The sequence below is a fragment of the Acinetobacter sp. PK01 genome, from assembly GCF_022819285.1.
GTDB classification, from domain to species: domain Bacteria; phylum Pseudomonadota; class Gammaproteobacteria; order Pseudomonadales; family Moraxellaceae; genus Acinetobacter; species Acinetobacter tandoii.
In genome coordinates this window covers 1,080,435-1,103,408 of sequence record NZ_CP094643.1, presented here as the reverse complement: position 1 = coordinate 1,103,408, position 22,974 = coordinate 1,080,435, and the positions used below count along the sequence as shown (strand labels likewise).

At 39.0% G+C, this 22,974-nt stretch carries 23 protein-coding genes; 10 read left to right on the top strand and 13 right to left on the bottom strand.

The features are described from left to right. Positions 1 to 140: 140 nt before the first annotated feature. Both trmA and MP622_RS05275 read left to right on the top strand, forming a co-directional pair. The gene (trmA, locus tag MP622_RS05280; protein WP_151505181.1) at positions 141 to 1,223 is read left to right on the top strand and encodes a tRNA (uridine(54)-C5)-methyltransferase TrmA; all 1,083 of its coding nucleotides are present in this window, start codon (positions 141 to 143) and stop codon (positions 1,221 to 1,223) included. Between the two features lie 239 nt (positions 1,224 to 1,462). Next, positions 1,463 to 1,690: a hypothetical protein gene (locus MP622_RS05275; protein ID WP_044740439.1), complete on the top strand. Its 228-nt coding sequence runs from the start codon at positions 1,463 to 1,465 to the stop codon at positions 1,688 to 1,690. Between the two features lie 58 nt (positions 1,691 to 1,748). Here MP622_RS05275 and MP622_RS05270 read toward each other — a convergent pair whose 3' ends face one another. After that, positions 1,749 to 2,450 carry a phosphodiester glycosidase family protein gene (locus MP622_RS05270; RefSeq protein ID WP_171492442.1) on the bottom strand — a complete coding sequence of 234 codons (702 nt, stop codon included), beginning with the start codon at positions 2,448 to 2,450 and terminating at the stop codon, positions 1,749 to 1,751. A gap of 196 nt (positions 2,451 to 2,646) precedes the next feature. Here MP622_RS05270 and MP622_RS05265 point away from each other — a divergent pair, with 196 nt between their 5' ends. Next, a complete protein-coding gene (locus MP622_RS05265) occupies positions 2,647 to 3,183 on the top strand; it encodes a lecithin retinol acyltransferase family protein (RefSeq protein ID WP_016166312.1) in 537 nt (178 codons plus the stop codon). A 143-nt stretch (positions 3,184 to 3,326) separates the two neighbouring features. Here the strand turns inward: MP622_RS05265 and MP622_RS05260 are convergent, their stop codons facing one another. After that, positions 3,327 to 5,051 carry a glutamine--tRNA ligase/YqeY domain fusion protein gene (locus MP622_RS05260; protein WP_243792869.1) on the bottom strand — a complete coding sequence of 575 codons (1,725 nt, stop codon included), beginning with the start codon at positions 5,049 to 5,051 and terminating at the stop codon, positions 3,327 to 3,329. A gap of 167 nt (positions 5,052 to 5,218) precedes the next feature. Here MP622_RS05260 and MP622_RS05255 point away from each other — a divergent pair, with 167 nt between their 5' ends. After that, complete coding sequence (locus MP622_RS05255) at positions 5,219 to 5,728, top strand: peptidylprolyl isomerase (protein WP_016166314.1); 510 nt, start codon at positions 5,219 to 5,221, stop codon at positions 5,726 to 5,728. 86 nt (positions 5,729 to 5,814) lie between these two features. Further along, positions 5,815 to 6,534: a UDP-2,3-diacylglucosamine diphosphatase gene (locus MP622_RS05250; protein ID WP_243792868.1), complete on the top strand. Its 720-nt coding sequence runs from the start codon at positions 5,815 to 5,817 to the stop codon at positions 6,532 to 6,534. A gap of 42 nt (positions 6,535 to 6,576) precedes the next feature. Here the strand turns inward: MP622_RS05250 and hpaI are convergent, their stop codons facing one another. Then, positions 6,577 to 7,374 carry a 4-hydroxy-2-oxoheptanedioate aldolase gene (gene hpaI, locus MP622_RS05245; protein WP_243793464.1) on the bottom strand — a complete coding sequence of 266 codons (798 nt, stop codon included), beginning with the start codon at positions 7,372 to 7,374 and terminating at the stop codon, positions 6,577 to 6,579. Between the two features lie 243 nt (positions 7,375 to 7,617). Here hpaI and nfsB point away from each other — a divergent pair, with 243 nt between their 5' ends. Further along, positions 7,618 to 8,271, top strand: a complete 654-nt coding sequence (gene nfsB / locus MP622_RS05240) for an oxygen-insensitive NAD(P)H nitroreductase (protein ID WP_243792867.1) — start codon at positions 7,618 to 7,620, stop codon at positions 8,269 to 8,271. Positions 8,272 to 8,569: 298 nt separating this feature from the next. Here the strand turns inward: nfsB and MP622_RS05235 are convergent, their stop codons facing one another. The 4 genes from MP622_RS05235 to MP622_RS05220 form a co-directional block, all read right to left on the bottom strand. Beyond that, positions 8,570 to 9,433: a DMT family transporter gene (locus MP622_RS05235; RefSeq protein ID WP_243792865.1), complete on the bottom strand. Its 864-nt coding sequence runs from the start codon at positions 9,431 to 9,433 to the stop codon at positions 8,570 to 8,572. A gap of 87 nt (positions 9,434 to 9,520) precedes the next feature. Next, entirely contained in the window at positions 9,521 to 10,558 is a 1,038-nt protein-coding gene (gene fba / locus MP622_RS05230) for a class II fructose-bisphosphate aldolase (protein ID WP_016166323.1), read from the bottom strand. A gap of 120 nt (positions 10,559 to 10,678) precedes the next feature. Continuing rightward, positions 10,679 to 10,939: a hypothetical protein gene (locus MP622_RS05225; protein ID WP_151505185.1), complete on the bottom strand. Its 261-nt coding sequence runs from the start codon at positions 10,937 to 10,939 to the stop codon at positions 10,679 to 10,681. A gap of 147 nt (positions 10,940 to 11,086) precedes the next feature. Beyond that, positions 11,087 to 12,274 carry a phosphoglycerate kinase gene (locus tag MP622_RS05220; RefSeq protein ID WP_243792862.1) on the bottom strand — a complete coding sequence of 396 codons (1,188 nt, stop codon included), beginning with the start codon at positions 12,272 to 12,274 and terminating at the stop codon, positions 11,087 to 11,089. Positions 12,275 to 12,411: 137 nt separating this feature from the next. Between MP622_RS05220 and MP622_RS05215 the strand changes: the two genes are divergently transcribed. Genes MP622_RS05215 through MP622_RS05205 form a run of 3 tightly spaced genes read left to right on the top strand, consistent with a single transcriptional unit; the run spans position 12,412 to position 14,567 of the window. Then, positions 12,412 to 12,795, top strand: a complete 384-nt coding sequence (locus MP622_RS05215) for a DUF2237 domain-containing protein (RefSeq protein ID WP_016166326.1) — start codon at positions 12,412 to 12,414, stop codon at positions 12,793 to 12,795. Then, on the top strand, positions 12,795 to 13,385 hold the full coding sequence (locus tag MP622_RS05210; RefSeq protein WP_044740431.1) for a Maf family protein: 591 nt from the start codon (positions 12,795 to 12,797) through the stop codon (positions 13,383 to 13,385). The genes MP622_RS05215 and MP622_RS05210 overlap by 1 nt, the downstream gene beginning before the upstream one ends. A gap of 15 nt (positions 13,386 to 13,400) precedes the next feature. Beyond that, entirely contained in the window at positions 13,401 to 14,567 is a 1,167-nt protein-coding gene (locus MP622_RS05205) for a cupin domain-containing protein (protein WP_243792860.1), read from the top strand. Positions 14,568 to 14,614: 47 nt separating this feature from the next. Here the strand turns inward: MP622_RS05205 and MP622_RS05200 are convergent, their stop codons facing one another. Then, positions 14,615 to 16,504, bottom strand: a complete 1,890-nt coding sequence (locus MP622_RS05200; RefSeq protein ID WP_243792859.1) for a 7TM diverse intracellular signaling domain-containing protein — start codon at positions 16,502 to 16,504, stop codon at positions 14,615 to 14,617. Continuing rightward, the gene (locus MP622_RS05195; protein WP_243792858.1) at positions 16,501 to 17,190 is read right to left on the bottom strand and encodes a response regulator transcription factor; all 690 of its coding nucleotides are present in this window, start codon (positions 17,188 to 17,190) and stop codon (positions 16,501 to 16,503) included. Before MP622_RS05195 ends, MP622_RS05200 begins: the two co-directional genes overlap by 4 nt. Before the next feature lie 315 nt (positions 17,191 to 17,505). Here MP622_RS05195 and MP622_RS05190 point away from each other — a divergent pair, with 315 nt between their 5' ends. Next, positions 17,506 to 19,176, top strand: coding sequence for an FMN-binding glutamate synthase family protein (locus MP622_RS05190; RefSeq protein ID WP_243792857.1), 1,671 nt, complete (start codon positions 17,506 to 17,508; stop codon positions 19,174 to 19,176). A gap of 65 nt (positions 19,177 to 19,241) precedes the next feature. On the opposite strand, the gene MP622_RS05185 is transcribed toward MP622_RS05190, so the two are convergent. Genes MP622_RS05185 through MP622_RS05170 form a run of 4 tightly spaced genes read right to left on the bottom strand, consistent with a single transcriptional unit; the run spans position 19,242 to position 22,967 of the window. Further along, positions 19,242 to 20,285: an alpha/beta hydrolase gene (locus MP622_RS05185; RefSeq protein ID WP_016166332.1), complete on the bottom strand. Its 1,044-nt coding sequence runs from the start codon at positions 20,283 to 20,285 to the stop codon at positions 19,242 to 19,244. Further along, positions 20,285 to 21,406 (bottom strand): YdcF family protein, encoded by a 1,122-nt coding sequence (locus tag MP622_RS05180; protein WP_044740427.1) that lies wholly within the window; start codon positions 21,404 to 21,406, stop codon positions 20,285 to 20,287. The genes MP622_RS05185 and MP622_RS05180 overlap by 1 nt, the downstream gene beginning before the upstream one ends. A 3-nt stretch (positions 21,407 to 21,409) precedes the next feature. Further along, positions 21,410 to 22,444: a UDP-N-acetylmuramate dehydrogenase gene (gene murB, locus MP622_RS05175; protein ID WP_243792855.1), complete on the bottom strand. Its 1,035-nt coding sequence runs from the start codon at positions 22,442 to 22,444 to the stop codon at positions 21,410 to 21,412. A 13-nt stretch (positions 22,445 to 22,457) separates the two neighbouring features. Further along, a complete protein-coding gene (locus MP622_RS05170) occupies positions 22,458 to 22,967 on the bottom strand; it encodes a low molecular weight protein-tyrosine-phosphatase (RefSeq protein WP_243792853.1) in 510 nt (169 codons plus the stop codon). Positions 22,968 to 22,974: the final 7 nt, after the last annotated feature.

Below are 22,974 nucleotides of genomic sequence, written 5' to 3'. Positions count from 1 at the left end.
AAAAGCATATTTTCTCGGTATTCATCCAACTATTCTCTAGTTCTTTAGATTTTCATTCGAAGTTGCTGAATTCGCTTAGTCTTCTTCAGTAAACTTTGTTACCATCCCTATTTTCTACGTTTTATAATTTTTGACTGCATATGACTTCATCTTATCAGCAACAACTTGATGCCAAAGTTGAACGTATTTCTGCGCAATTTGCCGAATTCAATCCCCCTTCACTTTCTGTATTTGCATCTCCAGAACAACATTTTCGTATGCGTGCAGAATTTCGTATTTGGCATACTGATGACGACATGTTCTATGCCATGTTTGAACGCGATGAACAACAACAAAAACAAGTGATTCGTATCGATGAGTTTCCGATTGCTGATACCAGTATTAATCAACTGATGCCTGTGCTTTTGGCAGAACTGAAAAGTCACGATGCACTATCAAAACGACTATTTGAAGTTCATTTTTTAGCGACTCTAAAAGGTGAAATGCTTGTTTCACTGATTTATCGCTGCCCACTTGACGAACAGTGGCAAGCATTAGCCAAACAGCTTGCTGAAAAACTAAATGTTAAAATTATTGGTCGTAGCCGTGGTCAAAAGATTGTGCTGTCTGATGAGTTTGTGGTGGAAGAACTACAAGTTTTTGGGCGCAAATATCAGTACAAACAAATCGAAAGTAGTTTTACCCAGCCGAATGCTCAAGTCTGCCAAAAGATGTTGGAATGGGCTTGCGATGCAGCAGAGCAATCTTCAAAAGACTTATTAGAACTTTACTGTGGTAATGGTAACTTTACCTTGCCACTGTCTACTCGCTTTAATCGTGTATTGGCGACAGAGTTAGCAAAATCATCTGTCTACGCAGCTCAATGGAATATTGAACAAAATAATATTGATAACATTCAAGTAGCGCGACTTTCTGCTGAAGAGTTTACCCAAGCCTACAATGGTGAACGTGAATTTAGACGCTTACAAGAAGCACAAATTGAGATCAGCAGTTATGATTTTGACACGGTGTTTGTGGATCCACCACGTGCGGGTATTGATGATGAAACGCTGAAACTGTTACAGCGCTTTGAACGTATCATTTATATTTCTTGTAATCCAGATACCTTACATGACAATTTAAAACTACTTACGCAAACGCACAAAGTTACACGTTTTGCTTTATTCGATCAGTTCCCGTATACCCACCATGTTGAATCTGGTGTGTTACTGGAAAAATTGTAAGAATTATTTAATCATCTCCTTTACGTCCTCAAGTTATTTAAAACAATAACTTGAGGATTTTTATTTGAAATAAAGTAGTTAATTTCACCGTACATTTTGACCTGTCATAAAACCGTTAAATCTTGCCATTATGATTGAAATTTTGCGTGTTCAACTGCTGCTTTTATCACTTAGATCATCTTGCATTATTTATAGAATTGGCTATATTTCGTTCTATGTTATTCATGAATGAAGGCTCTATGAGTTTTTGGCAAAAATTGTTTGCTGCACCGCAGCAGTTGAATGAGCATAAAAATCAAATCGCGTGTGTCGAGAACGATTGCTCATGCAAAACAGATGAACAACTGTTAAAGGCTCTTGCTCAAGCCACAGATGACGATGTCATCATTGGCATCAAACGTGTTCTAGCCTCTCGAGGTTACAGCCGCAAAGAGCTAAACGAAATCACCCATTCACCATTACAGTGATGCCAATTTCGTCATTAAGAAGCATTGGAACAACCAATGCTTTTTTATTGCCTTTTCTCTACTCACACTCCTGATCTTCAATATACGCCAACATCGGTCCAAACGGACTACTCTGAATATTGATATCCTTCTCAGCCAGATACATCGCTGAAATGGAGCCATCTAGATATAAAGCTTGCTCTAACTTGAGCTCATTTTGCATAAAGCTCGCTAGAGCATAAAAATTTACAGCTTGCTCAGTCAGCACAAAATATAGCACTTGATCTTTTATCCCCACGGCGTTACGTATTTTCAGAGATGAACTTTCTGCTATGAAAATTGGATTGATTAGTTGATTAGACACCAGCATCGGCCCTGACTGCGTTGCATAATCCGCTTTAAATTTACCTTTCACATATTGAGAAGTGCTTAAAATAACAGCCTGTTTACTGTTCCAAGCCAAAATACCATTCGGCTGTAAATAGAAATTTCCCCATCCAAGGTGCTGGTTCAGTGGAAAGAGCTTTTTCTTATTTTCAATATATAAACCTACAGGATGGAACGTGTAATGAAACATGCCCGCATTCATTGCAAATAGCATTTTCTCACATGTGTTTAATTGTGTCGGGATTTGGCTAAAGTAATTTACTGGTGTTTGATCGTTCTGTTTATTTAACAATAAACGAAGCTTGGATAAATCATGGACTTCAACTACGGTATAGTTAAGATCATTATATTGCCTCGTATAGCTAGTCACTTGAGCAAATTGAGACATAGACATTAGGCTACTGATCAGCATAGTGATCAATTGCAGAACCTGTCTCAATGTTATTGTCATGTGAACTATTACACTTTCATCACTTCTCTTCTATTTTATTGCTTTTTGTAGCATTCATATGCAACTATTCACTTATCTTCATTATTCCAAGTAAACTACATGCTAATATAATGCTTAAGTTTATTCGTTTAGTGTAGCGATGCATCAACAGAAAAAACCGTTTCATATTGGGGCACATTTGGTGGTAAAACACTTCGCCTACTCTCATCATGGGATTTATATTGGGCGTGGACGTGTTATCCATTATTCAGGTTTTGCCCATTTCTTCAAAAAAAGACCGATTGAAACCACCACTCTGGCAGAATTCTGTCATGGTAAAAAAATTGATGTTGTGCATTACCAACATTCTAAATATTCGGGTCGCAAAGTCGTACGCCGTATGCGCTCACGTATGAAAGAAAACCACTATCACCTGATTATGAACAATTGTGAACATCTTTGCACTTGGGCAATTACAGGTGTGGAAAGCAGTCCACAAGTGGTTCGTATGATGAATCGTTTAACGACTATCGGTTATGTAAGCTCAATTATGAGCTATATGAATGGGATGTTGCTCACTATTACCACCACTTGCTTTGCACTTGCGCTATATATTAAAAAGAAACTGCGTGATAAAGCAAAAATGCAAAGACAGACTTATTTATTCTTCAAAGATCAAGAACATAAAAATCGTTAAGTTGATGTTTAAAAGTACCATTTTCTCCTTTTAAGCGATCCATCATATTTAACTCACTTTGCAATCTCTATTTCAAAAAACATTAGACATTAAAAAAGCCCCTCAACTCACGGTTCAGGGGCTTTCACATTTCAAATCAGGTTTTATTTACCTGGTTTAAAACTGTCTTTTAAATCTAAAATACGGTTAAACACTGGCTTTTCAGCTGAATGGTCATAACGATCTGCTACAAAATAACCTTCACGTTCAAATTGGAAACGTTGTTCAGGCTCTGCTTGTGCCAAAGCGGGTTCAATCACAGCTTGTACCACTTGCAATGATTCTGGGTTTAGATTCGCCAAGAAATCATCGGTTGCATCTGGTGCAGATTCGGTGAATAAACGGTCATAAATACGTACTTCAGCAGGAACACCTTTGCTTGCAGATACCCAGTGAATTACACCTTTCACTTTACGACCTTCAGGATTTTTCCCTAAAGTTTCAGGATCAATTGAACATTTTAGTTCAACCACTTCACCGTTTTCATCCTTAATGATTTCATCACATTTAATGACATAAGCATGACGTAAACGCACTTCACCTTCAGGGACTAAACGCTTGAAGCCTTTTGGTGGAATTTCTTCAAAATCTTTACGATCAATATAGATTTCAGAAGTCAAAGGAATAACACGCTCGCCCATATCTACATTTGGATGACGTGCATGAACCAAGTCCAAAGCTTCAGGTAAATTCGTTAAAGTGACTTTCAATGGATTTAAGACGGCCATACCACGACCAGCAGCATTTTCTAGCGATTGACGGATACAGAATTCAAGCATTGCCACATCAACAATACCATCAGTCTTAGACACGCCCACACGCTTGCAGAAATCACGTAAACCTTCAGGTGTAAAACCACGACGGCGCATACCGACAACCGTTGGCATACGTGGATCATCCCATCCATTTACATAACCACCTTCAACCAATTTACGCAATTTACGCTTTGAAGTGATGGTGTAATCAATGTTTAAACGGCTAGATTCGTACTGACGTGGTACTGTTGCTGAATGAACTTTATCAATCACCCAGTCATAGAATGGACGGTGGTCTTGGAATTCCAAAGTACATAAAGAGTGCGTAATGCCTTCAATTGCATCAGACAATGGATGAGCATAGTCATACATTGGATACATTTTCCATTTGTCGCCCGTTTGATGGTGCTCGGAATGCAATACGCGGTAAAGAATTGGATCACGCATGTGTACATTTGGAGATGCCATGTCAATTTTGGCACGTAATACCGCTTCGCCTTCTTTCATTTCACCATTACGCATTTTTTCAAAGCTTTCTAGGTTCTCTGCAACTGTTGCATCACGGTAAGGTGAATTCTTCCCAGGCTCAACAAAGTTACCACGGTTTAATTTAATTTCTTCAGGTGATTGCAAATCCACATAAGCATCACCTTGTTCAATCAATTGCACTGCCCATGCATATAATTGATCAAAATAACCCGACGCATAACGTGGTTCATCTTTCCATTCGAAACCTAACCATTTTACATCGTTGGCAATACCATCAACATATTCTTGTTCTTCAGCATCGGGGTTTGTATCGTCAAAACGAAGATTACAATAACCATTAAATTCCTGTGCAATACCAAAATTTAGGCAAATTGCTTTTACATGACCAATATGCAAATAGCCATTTGGCTCTGGTGGGAAACGCGTTACAACGGTTTGTGTACGCCCAGAAGATAAATCGTCAGTAATGACCTGACGTACAAAATCCAAGCCAGGCTGTTGTTCTTGCTGCGCAGCATCGACAGAGGCATGATTACTTGGTGTCGGGTTATTTGGCAGAGATGCAACAACATCATTTGGCTTCATAGTAGATAGATCACTTCTAAAAATAAAAAACAGGATATTTTAAACGCAATTTCAGTATTTTTAACAAAGAAATGTACGTTTTTACTTGCCTTGTAGTTTACAGTTTGCTTATGCTTCTCTCAACCAAAAACCCATGGCTTTTATGTCCATGTTAAGGAGATTACACAATGAGTTTTCCTCAAGTCGAATTAAACACCAATAAAGGTCGTATTGTTCTTGAGCTTAACGCTGAAAAAGCACCTAAAACAGTTGCTAACTTTTTAGAATATGTTCGTGACGGTTTCTATGACGGCGTAATTTTCCACCGTGTGATTGATGGTTTCATGATCCAAGGTGGCGGCATGGATGAAAACTTCAAAGAAAAAGCAACTCGTGATTCAATTGAGAACGAAGCAGACAACGGTTTGAGCAATGACGTAGGTACTATCGCAATGGCGCGTACCCAAGCTCCTCACTCTGCATCTGCACAGTTCTTTATTAACGTGAAAAACAACTCTTTCCTTAACCACACTGGTAAAACAGCGCAAGGTTGGGGCTATGCAGTATTTGGTAAAGTTACTGATGGTATGGATGTAGTAGAAGCAATTAAAGGCGTTCGTACTGGCAACCGTGGTTACCACGCAGACGTTCCTTTAGAAAACGTTGTAATTGAATCTGCAAAAATCATTTCTGAGTAATTAATCTCCCTAAATCCCTCTTTAAAAAGAGGGACTTCCTCCCTGAGTAAAGGGAGGTTAGGAGGGATTATTTAAAGGATAAAAGCGTGACCTATCTGTTTATATCAGATTTACATTTGTCACCCGATCACCCTCGACTTGTTCGAGGGTTTTTCGCTTTGCTTAAAGAATATCAATTTAAGCAAACTCAGCTCTATATTTTAGGTGATTGGTTCAATGCTTGGATTGGTGATGACTATACTGCACCATGGTTAGATGAACTCGTTGCTGCATTACAACAGTTTAATGCCGCAGGTAATCAGATTTATTTCCAAGTGGGTAATCGTGATTTCGCCTTAGGTCAAAAATTTCTGGATCAGTTTAATGGCATTTTATTGCCTGACGACTATGTCCTAAACATCAATCAACACAAGCTCCGCCTAGAACATGGTGATGCACTTTGTACCGATGATGTCGGTTATCAACGTTTTAAAAAAGTGATTCGCAATCCTATCATCCTTGGGTTCTTACGGAAAACCCCTTTAAGTTTCCGCACCAAGCTCGCCAACGGTTTCCGTAAAAAAAGTTACGCTGCGCAGCAGTTTAAAAGTTATGAAGTGATGGATGTCAATCAACAAGCCGTTACCCAAGCTTTAGCGGATGTAGATATTCTCATTCATGGACACACCCATCGTGCAGCCATTCATGAACAAAACGGTAAAAAGCGCATTGTGCTCGGTGATTGGAAAGAAGATTCAGCGCAAATTTTGTTTGTTGATCCAAAACAACAGGACTTAATATTAAAATTAAGTACGTTTAACTACTAAGTATTTAAAACTCTTGTTTTTCGCTGGCTTACCTGTTCAGGGTTAATAACCACCTTCTACTCGCTTTTCCTCACTGCCCTTTTTATACTTCGCCAACAATGTTCTTAATCCATTCATCAAGACACTGGTATCTACGCCTACAGCGACAAACTCTGTTCCTAATTCTATGTATTTCTGCGTGACTTCATCTGTAGTGGATAAGATGCCTGCGGCTTTTCCTGCGGCACGAATCTTTTGGATGGCTGCTATGACAGCTTTCTGTACGTCAGGATGGTTCGGATCACCTTGATAACCCATCGTCGCAGATAAATCGACTGCTCCAATGAATACTCCATCAATCCCTTCAATTTTAAGAATTTCATCTAAATGATTTAAGCCTTGCACTGACTCAATTTGAATCAATAAACAAATTTGTTCATGCGCGTGTGCATAATAATCAGGAATACTGTTCCAACGCGTTGCACGCGCCAATGCTGCACCGACACCACGAATCCCTTCTGGTGGATAACGTACCGCTTTTACCATAAGCTCTGCCTGCTCAACCGTTTCTACCATTGGAATCAATAAGGTTTGTACCCCAATATCCAATAACTGTTTAATTAATTGAACACTACCAATGGGTGGACGTACCACCGCTTGTGAAGGATATGCTGCCATGCTTTGCAGTTGTGATAATGTCGTTCTTAAATCACTCGGGGCATGTTCACCATCAATCAGTAACCAGTCATAGCCCGCATTTGCAATCAGTTCAGTTGCATACGCATCTGCCAAACCAACCCAAAGCCCTATTTGTTGTAGCTTTTTTAAATTTTGCTTAAAGTAATTAATCGTGTCAGTCATCATGTTCAACGGTCATAAACGCACTTACTAAAAACAGTAAAGCCTTCTTCACACCTAAATACCAATATTGATTTTCTATTTGATCATTGCATTCACCACTTAATCTTGCAGAATCCCCTCCAATCTCATAATTGAACAATCTTTGATAGATCATTCGTATACGCTGCTTGAATGTATAACTCTAAACGATTAATGTGAATTTTCAGCTAATGACAGCATCCATTTGACCTCGGAGAAATTTTCATGGATCTTTTGAACATTTCAAAAACTCGTTATACCACTAAGGCTTACGACCCTTCCAAGAAAATTCCACAAGAGCAATTTGAACGCCTACTGGAAATTTTACGCCTAACACCTTCTTCAATTAATATTCAGCCTTGGCATTTCTTTATTGCAGATAACCATGCAGCCAAAGAACGCATTGCCAAGGCTTTGGTGGGTAAATATGCCTACAATGCACCAAAAGTATTAGATTCATCACATACCATTTTATTTTGCACCAAAGCAGATATTACTGAAGAACATTTAGAAAATTTATTGGCGCAAGATGATGTCAGTGGTCGCTTCAAAGACGCTACTGCAAAACAAGGTCAAAAGGACAGTCGTACAGGTTATGTCGATTATTACCGTAATGAAAAAGGTGATATTCAACGTTGGGCAGAGAATCAAACCTTTATCGCGTTGGGACAAATCCTGCTTGCAGCAGGGATTGAGCATATTGATGCCACCCCTATTGGTGGTTTTGATGAGGATTTATTAACTGAAGAGTTGCAACTTACAGAAAAAGGCTTAATTCCCTCTGTGCTACTAACACTGGGCTATCGCAGTGAGACAGATTTTAACGCCAAGCTACCAAAGTCTCGTCTAAAGAAGGAAGAAGTATTCACTAAGCTGTAAAATTTACTTGTAATAATCAGGGACAATTCATTTGTCCCTTTTTCTCTAAAGGAAAGGAACAAATCTTGCTTAATTAAGATATGAGTTTTACCTAAGCAGAGGTTCGTGATGTCTTTATTTATTCAACTTCCAATTAAATTTGAATGTAAACATTGTCAAGTTACCTATTTTCATCTCTGTACACAGTCTATGCTACATGAACCACACTGCCCTCAGTGTCATCATACTGGCTTCCTTATGGGTGCTGCGGAGAAAAAAGACTTACTTCTCTACTCAATAACGTCGGCTGTTAAATTTATCAAACAATCATGGCATAGGCTAAAAAAAGTACACTCATAATTCCTAAGCCCAACCCTAGACTGGTGCTGGTTTTAAGTTTTTCCTTAAAGAAAATAAGCCCACTCAAAACACCCAATAACACCACCAAAATATTCATCCCTGCAAATACAATTGCAGGACTATCTTTAAGTAATATGTGTGCTTTAACGTATAGTGCGATATTGGCAAAATTAACTACACCCAAACATAATCCCAAAAAAATGTTTGTAGATGAACCAATCTGCTTTGTAGTTAATACGACATATAAAAGTGAAAAGATAAAGGCACATATAAACATTAAGTTTAAAGCCACAGAGAACTGCACACCCAAACCTGTCGTGTATTTCAGCAAGATATCCACCAAGGCATACCCCACCCAAACACTTACTAAATAAAACATACCTGAGGAACCAGCACTCGCTTGAGTATGACTGCTGCGATGTGAATAAATAATACATAACACTGCTGTAATACCTAAACCAATCCCAATAAGTTTGAGTACGCCAAACTGCTCATTAAAAATAAAATAAGCAGCACCCAACGACAAAACCACTGATAAACGCTGTGCGACTTCAGTTTTGACAATGCCCACAGTTTGTAATGATTTAGATAAAGATAAAAACACACTCGGTAATAACAAGCCTAGGCTGAGAATAAGCCACCATGGTGTATTGCTTGGAGAAACATGGCTCAAATCAGGCTTAAACCAATAGAAACATAAAAGACTTGCAATCGCATAATTCCAGCAAATCATCTGCATAGGATTTAAGCCTTTAGCCTTAGAAACTTTAAGCAGTATTGAGACTAAAACGCTGCAAAGTGCTGCTGCAAGGATCAGTTCCATTAGACATTTACCCCATCTGTTCGTCAGTCATATAAAAAGCCCACATAAATTATGTGGGCTTCTATTTATAAATAATTTGTGGAGCGATTATTTATAACGTTCAACCATTTTCTCTAAAGAAATTGGACGAATCTTGTCAGCGTTGCCCGCAGTACCAAATGCTTCATAACGGTCGATACAAATTTGTTTCATTGCATCAACAGTTTTTGCGAAGAATTTACGAGGATCGAATTCACTTGGTTGTTCTGCCATCATACGGCGCATTGCACCCGTAGATGCTAAACGCAAATCTGTATCAATGTTGATTTTACGTACACCATGTTTGATTGCTTCAACCAATTGCTCAACAGGAACACCGTAAGTTTCTTTGATGTCTCCACCATACTGGTTAATTACAGCCAACCATTCTTGTGGCACAGAGCTTGAACCGTGCATTACAAGATGCGTATTTGGAAGTGCCGCATGAATTTCTTTAATACGGTCAATTGCCAAAATATCGCCTGTAGGTGGACGCGTAAATTTGTACGCACCATGTGAAGTACCAACCGCAATAGCAAGTGCATCGACATTGGTATCTGCAACAAACTGACGTGCTTCTTCAACTGAAGTTAACAGCTGAGAATGATCAAGAACACCTTCTGCTCCCACACCATCTTCTTCACCCGCCATACCTGTTTCAAGGCTACCTAAACAACCGATTTCACCTTCAACAGAAACACCGCACGCATGCGCCATTTGTACTGTACGACGTGTTACATCAACGTTATATTCATACGTGGTTGGTGTTTTACCGTCTGCGCCCAATGAACCATCCATCATTACTGATGAGAAGCCCAATTGAATTGAACGTTGGCATACATCTGGATCTGTACCGTGATCTTGATGCATCACCACTGGAATATGTGGCCATTCTTCAATTGCAGCCAAAATAAGGTGACGTAAGAATGGAGCACCTGCATATTTACGCGCACCCGCTGATGCTTGTACGATAACAGGTGAATTTGTCGCATCTGCTGCAAGCATGATTGCACGCATTTGTTCTAAGTTGTTTACGTTGAATGCTGGTACGCCGTAAGCATGTTCGCCGGCGTGATCCAAGAGCTGGCGCAATGAAATAAGAGCCATAATGTCCTCCCAGGTAATGCGACATATTCTACATGCTGAAAGGTTTCAATTCAGCAATAAATAACACTATTTAAAAAAAATCCCTGCAATTGCAGGGACCTTCTAAGAAAATACGATAATTTATTGAGCAGTCGCCTGTGAAGCATCTGCTTCTGTAGCAGGAGTCGCCGCATCGGCATCTGCATTGGCTACTTCAGCAGGAACATCTGTATTTTTTTCGTCCATAACTGGCTTATCTAATGAATCGATTGCAGCTTGTTGCTCTGGAGTAACTTTTTCTTCTACTGCTGCATCTGTTTTCGGTGCTTCATCTTTTTTGGCACAAGCCGTTAGAGCCAATGGTGCGATTAATAAAGCAGCAAGTGTTAATTTTAGGTTCATCACATTATTCCTACAACAGGTGATTTAATAGGCGTGATTTTATTTCAGAGATATGACAGTTTGATGACCTAAAGATGAATGCAATAAAAAAGGCTGACCTCAGTCAACCTTTTCTTTCATTTCATCTGATTCGATGAATTATTTTTTTCAAGCACGCTCTAGAAGAACAGCAACTGCTGGAAGTGTTTTACCTTCAACAAATTCAAGGAAAGCTCCACCACCCGTTGAGATATAACCAATTTTATCAGCAACTTCGTATTTATCAATTGCAGCTAAAGTGTCACCACCACCTGCAATAGAGAAACCTTCAGATTCTGCAATCGCTAAAGAAAGCGTTTTAGTGCCTTCACCGAATTGATCAACTTCAAATACGCCTACTGGACCATTCCAAAGAATAGTTTTTGAAGTTTTTAAAATTTCTGCAAACGCTTGTGCTGTTTCTGGACCAACATCCAAAATCATGTCGTTATCAGCCACATCTTCAACTTTTTTCACAACAGCTTTTGCAGCAGCCAATGAACCCAAGAAATCATCAAAATTGATTTCGCTAGCATCAGCAACCACAACATCTGTTGGAAGTGGTACAGATACTTTTGCAGCAATTGCTTTAGCAGTGTCGATTAAATCATTTTCACACAATGATTTACCTACGTTATAACCTGCCGCCGCCAGGAATGTATTGGCAATACCACCACCCACGATCAATTGATCACAGATATCTGACAATGAAGTTAAAACATCAAGTTTAGTCGATACCTTAGAACCTGCAACAATAGCAACCATTGGTTTTTCAGGGGTTTGTAGTGCACGACCCAATGCATCAAGTTCAGCTGCAAGAAGTGGGCCCGCAGCTGCAACAGGTGCTAAACGGGCAACACCTTCTGTTGATGCTTCTGCACGGTGCGCAGTACCAAATGCATCCATCACGAATACATCACAAAGTGCAGCATATTTTTGTGCTAGTTCTGGGTTGTTTTTCTTTTCACCGTGATTAAAACGGCAGTTTTCTAAAAGCACCACTTGACCCGCTTGAACGTCAACACCATCAAGGTAGTCCGTCACTAACTGAACGTCTTGGCCTAGAGCTTCGGTTAAGTATGCTGCAACTGGAGCTAATGATTGTTCAGCTTTTGGCTCCCCTTCTACAGGACGACCAAGATGTGAATACACCATGACTGCTGCGCCTTTATCTAATGCAGCTCTGATTGTCGGTAATGCAGCACGTAAACGTGCATCACTGGTAATCACACCATTTTTAACAGGAACGTTTAAGTCTTCACGAATAAGAACTCGTTTACCTGCTAAATCAAGGTCAGTCATACGCTGAAAATTCATGTATAGCTCTCTGAATATATAAAATCGGCACGATTTTAAATGATTATACAGAAAAAGGTTAGCTTCTTTTGTATAAAAGCTGCCGAAAGCGTTAGTTTTGATTATGATATTGAAAAGCCACAAATTGATTCACTGTTATGTCATTTCATCCAGATCCTAAAATTAACCGCTTAAATGTATTTGGCGAACCCTTAGCCAGTTGTTGTTTTGACCCGATTACGGGTTATTTTCGCAATGGATTTTGCCATACTGCAACGACCGATTTAGGGCAGCACACCCTGTGTGCGCAAATGACTTCTGAGTTTCTAAATTTTTCACAGAAAGTTGGCAATGACTTAATCACCCCTTTACCTGAAGTTGGTTTTCCTGGTTTACAACCAGGCGATTTTTGGTGTATTTGTGTGACACGTTGGGTGGAAGCTTATCAGGCAGGTCAAGCTCCTCCTGTTAAAATCCATGCCTGCCATCAAGCCGTTCTTTCTTATGTTCCACTGAATGTATTAATGGATTATGCCATCTGATGAATACCCAAATCATTCTGGCTTCAAGCAGTCAGACGCGCAAAGATTTAATGGATCGCTTAAAGATTCAATATGATTGTGTTGTACCAGAGATTGATGAATCACCACGTGGTGAATTACATGCAGATGATTTGGCTCATCGTTTAGCCTTTGAAAAAGCCAACACCATTGCACAAAAATTTCCAGACGCCATTGTGATTGGTTCAGACCAAGTGGCTTGGCGTGAAGGTGCCCCTGATATTTTTATTGGTAAACCACTCTCGGAAGATAAAGCCATTCGTCAGTTACAGGCTAACTCTGACAAAATTGTCTATTTTAGTACCGCGCTTAGTGTGCAACAGCAGTCAACTGGCTTTGAGCAAACTCTTGTAGAACACTACAAAGTAAAATTTAGAAAACTAAGTTTGGCAGAGATTGAACGTTATGTCGCTATAGACCAACCGCTACATTGTGCGGGTAGCTTTAAATGTGAGAGTTTGGGCATTAGTTTATTCGAACAAATGATTGGACACGATCAAACAACTCTCATGGGTCTGCCAATGATCCAACTGTGCCAAATTCTTCGTCAATTAAATATTTTAGTTCCTTAATTTAGGCTGTAATTTATGTCCCAACCTTTAGACATTTTAGGCGGCATCACCGCTGAACAGTTTCTTCGCGAATACTGGCAAAAGAAACCTTTACTTGTACGTAATGCTTTACCTGAAATCATCAACATCTTAGAACCCAATGATGTGATGGAACTGGCTTTAGAAGAGCATGTGACAGCGCGTTTAATTAAGCAAAAAGATAAAGACCCGAATCAGTGGACAGTAAAATCTTCACCTTTAATCAAGGGTGATTTCCAAAAGATGCCAAAACTTTGGACCTTACTGGTTCAAGCCGTCGATCATTACTCTTTTGATTTGGCTGAATTATGGAAAAAGTTTCCATTTATTCCACAATGGCGCCGCGATGACATCATGGTGTCCTATGCGCCTAAAGGCGGTTCAGTTGGAAAGCACTTTGACTTTTATGATGTGTTCCTTGTGCAAGGCTATGGGCATCGTCGTTGGCAGCTTGGACAAATATGTGATGCCAATACCGAATTTGTTGCAGGTCAACCATTAAAATTATTGCCTGAAATGCAGGTTGATTTTGATGACGTACTCGCACCTGGAGATTTACTCTATGTCCCACCGGGACTATCACATTATGGTGTTGCAGAAGATGACTGCCTCACCTTCTCATTTGGTTTCCGCATGCCAAATATGACAGATTTGATGGATCGTGTTAGTGACAAGTTTGCTGATAACACTTTTTTAAAAAATCCATTGCTTGATATTCAAAGACAACAAGCCAATCCTATTGGGCAAATCACCAAATCAGAATTAGATTATTTAAAAACCTTGTTACTCGAACGATTACAGAATTCATCTGAACTGGATAATGCCATTATCAGTTTAATGTCAGAGCCAAAATATCCTGACAATATTCCTGAACCTGATGAAATCGAAGCAGATGACTTGCGTGAAATTTTAGATACTGGTTATGAGATTTTGCTTGAACCTGCGTCACGTTTATTGTACGCCGAACAAGACCAAGAATTATTATTCTGGGCAAATGGCGAGCAAATTTGTATTTCTGAAGATTCTAGCAATCTGTTAAAACAAATTGCAGATGGGCAAGTATTGGCATTTGATCAACGCTTTAATCATGACGAAGTTTTGGCTGACTTTGCTCAACTGATGAATGATTCAATTCTAATGTTACTTCCACCAGCTGAAGAATAAGTTAAAGTTACAAAGGCATTCAATTTCGTTTTGAATGCCTTTTCTAATTATTTCTCTTCTCTAATTTCTAATAGTGCTTGAACCACAGTTCTACCTTTTTCAGAGCTGACCTGTAACTCTGCCCCGACACGTTCCAAACGCATTTTCATACTTCGAATTCCAATGCTCATCCCATTTTGAAAATTACTTTTCACATCAAAACCAACGCCATCATCCTCAATGGTTAAAATCAGTTGGCGTTCATACGGAAATACCATAGAAACAAAGACATGTTTCGCCTGACTATGTTTCACAATATTGGTTAGACTTTCTTCCAAAACCCGAATAAGGGTTAAACACTGTAAAGCATTCGGCACATAGCCCCAATTTTGTGGAAAAGACCATTTAGACTCGATGTCCAATTCATCCATGAGCTGACTAAAACGATGACGAACTGGTGCCACCCACAATACTGGATTCCCAGGCACGCGTGATTCAAGACTTGACCCACTATCAATGATTTGCCTTAAATCATCCCGCAACAACTTTAAAATAGATAAAAATTGTTGATTCGTCATATTGTGTTCCGCCTGATCGACAATAATCATGGAACGTACCAAAGATGAACCTAACCCATCATGTAAATCATGCGAAAGCTGAATTCGTTCTTGTAAACGAACATTTTCCAATTCCAACTTATGTTTTTCATTCACACTGGCATATAAATCTTGACTGACCTGATGTACTTTTTCTTCTAGTCTTTGATTAAATTTTTCTACACGGCGTGTATTTCTGGCCAATTTCACCCCTAAAATAAGCACGACAAAGACCGTAATAATTGGTGAGGTATAAGGAGAAAGTGGTTTGATATTTTTATGCAAATTTGAACCTAAAAGTAAGCTATCAAATAAGGCACAAATTAAAATACCAGTAAGACATAGCAATAAAAATATATACTCTCTTTTCTTAGCTTTAATTGTAATATAAGCCAAATAAAAATAAGTCGATAAAAATAATAAAATATAAAGGATAAAAATCTTAATAAAAACTGGTGTGATCCATTGTAGTGGTGTAAAGAAAATAATAATTAATACAATAAACGTGAGACCCCAAATACAGCGCTCTACGCGTGGAAACTCAATACGAATAAATCGAAGCAGATACGTACAAAAACACACCATATAAAGAATAAAAAAACTGAGATTGGCTTGTGCAGAAATCACGTTATTCGGAAATGGTTTTGTTTCTGTCATTAAAATATTTGAAATAAATAAAACCCAAAGTATGCAACTTAGTGCAAACCATGCAAAGGTTGTTTCTGAACGCCTAAAAATCCATATCGAAAAGCATAAAAGACCTAATACCAATGAAATGATGATATTGATTTCAAATAATGTTCGTCTATTCCAAATCTGTTGCTGATATTGAGCATCAGCAGCTTGTACATTATGGAAAGAAATCGCTCCTAATCCTGCTTTTTGAAAAGCATAACCATTTGCATAAATTAAAAACTCATTCTCTCCTGCTTTAATACTGGATGGTGTTAATACCCAATACCTTGGCATATTCCAGCTTTTTGATAAGGGTTCAATTAAATTTTTATCACGCCAAAGTACGTTACGATTAAAATAAACCGTACCCGCAGAATTAATATATTCAATTGAAAATGCAAAAGATTCACTAATTGTTCCCGATGAACAATCAGGTTTCCAAAGTATTTTATACCAAGCACCACCATTATAATTTGGTTCATGGATAGCCCAGTTATCAGGCAACTCTACTTCTTTCCAACCCGATGTAGGAATATGATGAATCGAATTTGTTTTTACAAATTGAATAGGTTGTACTTGAATCGTACAATATGGGTCTATGGAATAATAAGTTGATGCTGCGTAAGTCTGCATATGAATGCAAACCAATGCAAACATACCAAAAATCCGCAGAATCAGTCTGGTCATATAATCCCTAAAGTTCTTGCTGCACTTACAGCTTTTGTCCTTTTTGAAACGGAAAGTTTCCGATAAATATGCTTAATATGACTTTCTACCGTATAGCGCGAAACAAATAATTGCTCAGAGATTTCCCGATTACTTAAACCTTGTGCCACCAAATCCAAAATTTCCTTTTCACGATTGGTCAATGCTTCCATATCGGATGGTAACGCTTCCCGATGTTCACTTTTATCTTGTGAATTTTCTTGTACCGCAATTTGACTTAAAATCTCACGTGCAATAAAAGGATCAATAGGTGCACCGCCACGCAAAATACTACGGATTGCTAACAAAACTTCAGAATCATCACGCTCTTTTAAAACATAGCCTGTCGCCCCAGCTTTAATTGCAGAAAACAAACTTGACTGTGTACTCCAAGCAGAAATCACCAGAATTAAGGCACTTGAATCTCTTTCACGTAATTTTTCAATAAACTCCACGCCATTCCCATCAGGTAAACCCAAGTCGACCAACGCCAATGAAATTGGAATTTCCTCTATTTTTTCAAATGCTTCCTTAAGATTAAAGACAAAGTGTAATGTCTCATTTTCATATCCCAGTTCAGTTAGAATTCTTCTTAGACGGTTTTGTATAATTGGTTCATCTTCCAGAATAATGACTGGCACTGGCAATATTGTTTCATCATTGCTCATGTAACACCCCATTTTTGGTATGCACTATACTCAGATTTTTAAGATGACTCATATCCCTATAATTTGGGTAAATTGAAGTTTTCTCCTTAGATTTAATCCTTATTCTTCTAAGATACACTCATCGTTTACTTTTTACACAAAAAAACTGCCCAGTCGCATAAATTAAATGAAAATAAACATGATTGTTATGTAAACCACTCGACTTTTTAAATGATTTATTGAAGGCCCCCTAACACAAATCGTTACTTGTACTCATCTGCAAATCTTGGCATTGTGAAATCAAATCAACATCAGGCACAAGGATGAATTATAAGTATGCCGAATCCTGCACAAATTGTACGCCATAAATTACTGAACACTTTTTTCTCGCGTCATTCTGTTTGGTTCACTTTTATTTTTATCGCACTTAGCATCACTTGGTTTAGACTCAATTATGCTCCTCATTATATTTATTATTTTCTCTCCGATACGACCCTCAACGTATTGTGGTTGGTGAGTACTGTCCTAAGCATTGTCGGGTTATATGATTTATTACAAAATCGACACTCAATTTTAAAAAACTACCCAATCATGGGACATTTCCGCTTCTTATTTGAAGAGTTCCGACCAGAAATTCGACAATACTTCATTGAATCCGATGAAGATGCTTTACCTTTTTCAAGAATGCAACGCAGCTTAGTCTATCAACGCGCTAAGAATGAAAACTCAGATAAACCTTTTGGTTCCATCATCGACGTGTATCAACAAGACTATCGCTTTATGACGCACTCCATTCAACCCTGCCCTCCTGCCGACCCATCTACATTCCGCATTCAAATCGGGAGTTCACAATGTACTCAACCCTATAATGCTTCTATTATGAATATTTCTGCCATGAGCTTTGGTAGTTTAAGCGCTAATGCCATTCGTGCATTAAACAAAGGAGCACAATTGGGCAACTTTTACCACGATACTGGTGAAGGTAGTCTCAGTCCTTATCACTTAGAATATGGCGGTGATATTGTCTGGGAACTTGGTAGTGGATACTTTGGTTGTCGTACGGAAGATGGCACTTTCGATCCAGTAAAGTTCGCACAGCAGGCTATTCTTCCCCAAATTAAAATGATTGAGATTAAGCTGTCACAAGGTGCTAAACCAGGGCACGGTGGTATTCTTCCTAAAGATAAAATCTCTGCGGAAATTGCGCAAATCCGTGGTATTCCACGTGATCGTGATTGTATTTCACCTTCTAAACACTCGGCCTTCAATACCCCTATTGAAATGCTACAGTTTATTCAAAAATTGCGCGAACTCTCTGGTGGCAAACCTGTCGGTTTCAAACTATGTATCGGTCAACCTTGGCAGTTTATGGGGATAGTCAAAGCGATGCTGCATACGCAAATACTCCCTGACTTTATAGTAGTCGATGGTTCCGAAGGTGGTACTGGTGCTGCACCGATTGAATTGATCAATCATATGGGAACGCCGCTCCGTGAAGGCGTACTATTTGTACACAATACCTTAGTTGGTGCTGGATTAAGAAAGCAGATCAAAATTGGCGCCAGTGGGAAAATCATCAGTGCTTTTGATATTGCAAGTACAATGGCAATTGGTGCCGATTGGGTTAATTCAGCACGTGGCTTTATGTTCGCAATTGGCTGTATTCAAGCACAGAGCTGTCATACCAACCAGTGCCCCGTCGGTGTTGCAACCCAAGATCAAGACCGCCAAAAGGCAATACATGTGCCTACAAAAGCCGAACGTGTTTTCCATTTCCACAAAAATACTCTACACGCCCTATCCGAAATGATTGCTGCGGCAGGTCTACGCCACCCTTCTGATATTAAAGCCCACCATTTAGCACAACGTATTAATGATCGTGAAATTAAAAACTATGCTCAACTACATTTTTGGTTAAAAGAGGGTGAACTTCTAAACTGCGAAAATAAAGATCAGGAAAACTTTTATTTCCGTATGTGGAATATGGCAAAAAAAGAATATTTCTAATGATAAATGGACTCGGCTAAGCTTTTAACCGAGTCCATTTTAAACATGAATTTCAAAAAATAATTTTAATAATACTCGCCTGTGCTATGCGCATGTAAAAAAGCAGGGATTAGACCTGTTAAAGCGGCACGAATATCAGCTCGTTCATTAATTAATTGATGAGAACCTTCTTCCAACATCAACAAAGTCTGTAGTCGAAATTTTTGACGAATAAACTCAATGTTATAGCGCCAGTCTACGGTTTGGTCTAATGCACCTTGAGCCAACCAAACTGGTATACGACAAGAAGGTCGCTCTTCCATCTGTTGCATCCACTTCGACATTGCCAAAATCCAGTCCATACCCATCATACGAGGTTGCAAAGGATCTTTTAAACGAACAAAGCGTAAAAATTCAGGATTATGATTATTACGACGGAAATGTCTCGGAACTTGACGCTTAATGCGACGAATAATGCCCAAACCGACAGAGTTGTGCCACCAAGCCGATTTTGCAGGTCGAATTAAAGGTGACAACAGTAACACACGCTCCACATAAGGATTTTCACGGCGCTCGGCAAACTCAAGTAAATGATGCATCAGGATTGCACCACCCGTACTTTGTCCAATTCCCAACCAAGGCTTAGGAAGCTGCGAAGCATTTTTCACATATTGATATACCGCATGTAGCACACGCTGATAATGATCAAAATCTTGAATACTTGCGGGTGAACCATCGCTTAATCCATGACCTGGAAGATCATACGTAAGCACACTAAAACCTTGTTCAAGCAGTTCACGGATAATTGGCTGATAAATTCCACTGTGCTCTAAATAGCCATGCAAAAGGAATACTGTTCCTTTTATTACAACCTTTCCTTCTGCATTCGCTTTAGGTTGAAACACTTGCACATGCAACTTAAACAAAGGCATTTGCACAAAACCTTGCCAATGCTCACAATCCAGCAGATGTAACCCATACAACTTACGATATGCTTGTAATTCTACAGATGGTGAAAAAGCATGATTCAAATTTAATGGACTTAAAACCTGTGGTGTCGTGTCCCGATTAGGTACAGGTAAATCTAATTGTTTCAGAATATTCGGATTTAAGAATGGAATTTCAGGCATTAAGGTACCTCTCGGCAATCACTAGAGCCGAATAACATGTCGCGAATAGTCGCTAACATTTCATAATTTGCACGGCGGCTATGATCATAGTTTTGTTGGCTAGGCTGCCAAGCTGTTAATTGCGTCGGCATTGGTGCTTCAATAGGTACAGTTTCAATGCCATTTAAAGCAAATAAACGGCGTGTTCTAGGCATATGATATTGATCTGTAATTAGAATCACGGTCGGTGCTCCCCCTTTCTTTTGTAATAATAGCGAGCTAAAGCGTGAATTTTCACACGTATTCATACTTCTATTTTCTAACAGCTTGGCATCTACACCGCGCTCTTTTAACCAAGTCTGCATAAAAGGTGCTTCTACACCACTAAGCACAATGGGTAAGTTATACTGCTTCTCGACTTCTAAAGTTTTCTCCAGTCTTAATTTTGTATAGTCATTCACGACAATATCTTTTCTATTTTTGTCCAAGGTTAAACCACCACCCAACACCACAATCGCATAAGGTTGTGATAAAGTCCCTTTAGGTGTTTCATTTTGTTCTTTAATTTGGGCAATATCTTTTTGAATTTGCTGTGCATCAACACTTTCAACTACAGGTTCGATTTTATGTGTCTGTAGAAAATCCAGATATTTTTCCATCAAGGCTTTATTTTCTTTACTATCTAACTCTAGTAAGTCTTTTACATTTTGAGTTGGATCTTCAGGTGCTGATGCGGCTTGCTTTGGATCTGCCAAAAGAGGAACTTGAGGACGTTCTTCCTCTTCGTTTTGTTCTTGCTGCTCTTTATTAATTAAATCTTGCAAGGCTTTATAACGTGCTTGAATTTGCGGTAAATTTTCAGAATTATTTTGCTGAATTTCTTGTTCCATCAATTTAAGATACGCTTGACGTGCAATCCATAAATTAGAGCCTGGTTCAAGATTCTCAGCTTCACTCAACGCTGCCATTTTTTGACTTTTCGCAGCAACTTCATTCACCTCTACAGGAACAAAGGTATTTAATGCTTTGACGACCAATTTTGAATAAAATGGCGAATAGATAAAAATCACCAGACAGCCTAAAAGTACAAAAAGCAAAGCTGCGATTTGTACAATACGAACCATCCAATGTGTTTTAGCCATTCATTATTCCACGTGTGATTGAATTAAACCAACTGCATTAAAAAGAACAGGTTCTGGCTCTAGACGAATATTGAATTTATTTAGCACATCTTGTTGAACTGCACGATAGGTTGCCTGAACATCCAATAAAGTAGCATCTTCATAATTCACCAAAACCAACGCCTGTTTTGCAAACATACCAACCATGCCCAAACGCTTACCCTTCCAACCGGCCTGATCAATTAACCAGCCTGCAGCAATTTTAATCTGACCATCTGCTTGAGGGTAATGGGGCAATTGAGGGAATTTCGTATTTATTTGGTCAAAAGATTGTGCAGAGATCACAGGATTTTTAAAGAAACTGCCCGCATTCGGATATTCTTTCGGGTCTGGTAATTTACTTTGACGAATTTGAATAACCTGATTTTGTAGATTTTCTGCACTCAAATCTTCACCCACGGCTTGTTTTAAATCACCGTAGCTTAGCTTTAAATTTGCATGTTTAAGAAGCTGAAAAATCACTTGAGTGATGACATAACGCTCAGGTTGATCTTTAAAAATACTGTGTCGATAAGCAAATTGACAATCTGATGCAAGAATTTCAGTAAATTGCTGTGTTACGCGGTCATAAACCCGCACAGCCTGAATAAACTCACCAACTTCTACACCGTAAGCACCAATGTTTTGTACAGGTGATGCCCCGACTAAACCAGGAATTAAAGCTAAATTTTGCAGACCATATAAATGCTGTTCAGTCGTCCATAACACAAAATCATGCCAAACTTGACCCGCACCAACCGCGAGCGTCTTGGTCTGAGCATCTTCATTTAAAGTTTCAATCCCTTGAATATCCATATGGATAACCAAAGCATGAATATGTTCAGGCAAAAGCATATTGCTCCCACCAGATAGAATTAACACATTGAGCTGCTGCTGTTCTGCATAAGACAAGGCTTCCAACAACATGTGTTCAGTTTCAATTTTTACATAGTGTGATGCAACCGAACCCAAATTTAAGGTGTTAAAAGGCTGAAGTTGAACGTTATTTTGAATATGCATGCTAAAACCCGAACTAGCCTTTCAGCTGTTGTTGAAGTACCTGAACCCAAGCAAAACTACTTGATTCACATTGATCAAGTACACGCTCAAACCCATCATCGCCACCATAATAAGGGTCTGGCACCGCTTGTTGAAGGAATTTTTGATCATGCTGACTCATCAGGGCAATCTTTGCACGAAGCATCCGCTGCCCAAGAACTGATTGAGCCTGTTGCATTAAAATTTGAATATCATCTAAGTTCTCATAATCCATTGCCAAAATCAGATCAAACTCAACGAAGTCTTGAATCTTGAGCTGACGCGCACGCAATGCAGATAAATCATACCCTCGTTTTATGGCATGTTTTTGGCTTCTTAAATCAGGCGCCTTATTCGGATGATAATTGCTGGTTCCAGCAGAATCGACCTCAATATTCAGTTGATGTGCATCACAGTAATGTCTAAATACCACTTCTGCTGTGGGTGAACGGCAGATATTTCCCAGACAGACACATAACACCTTGTAGGGCGTTTGCGATGACATAAGCACC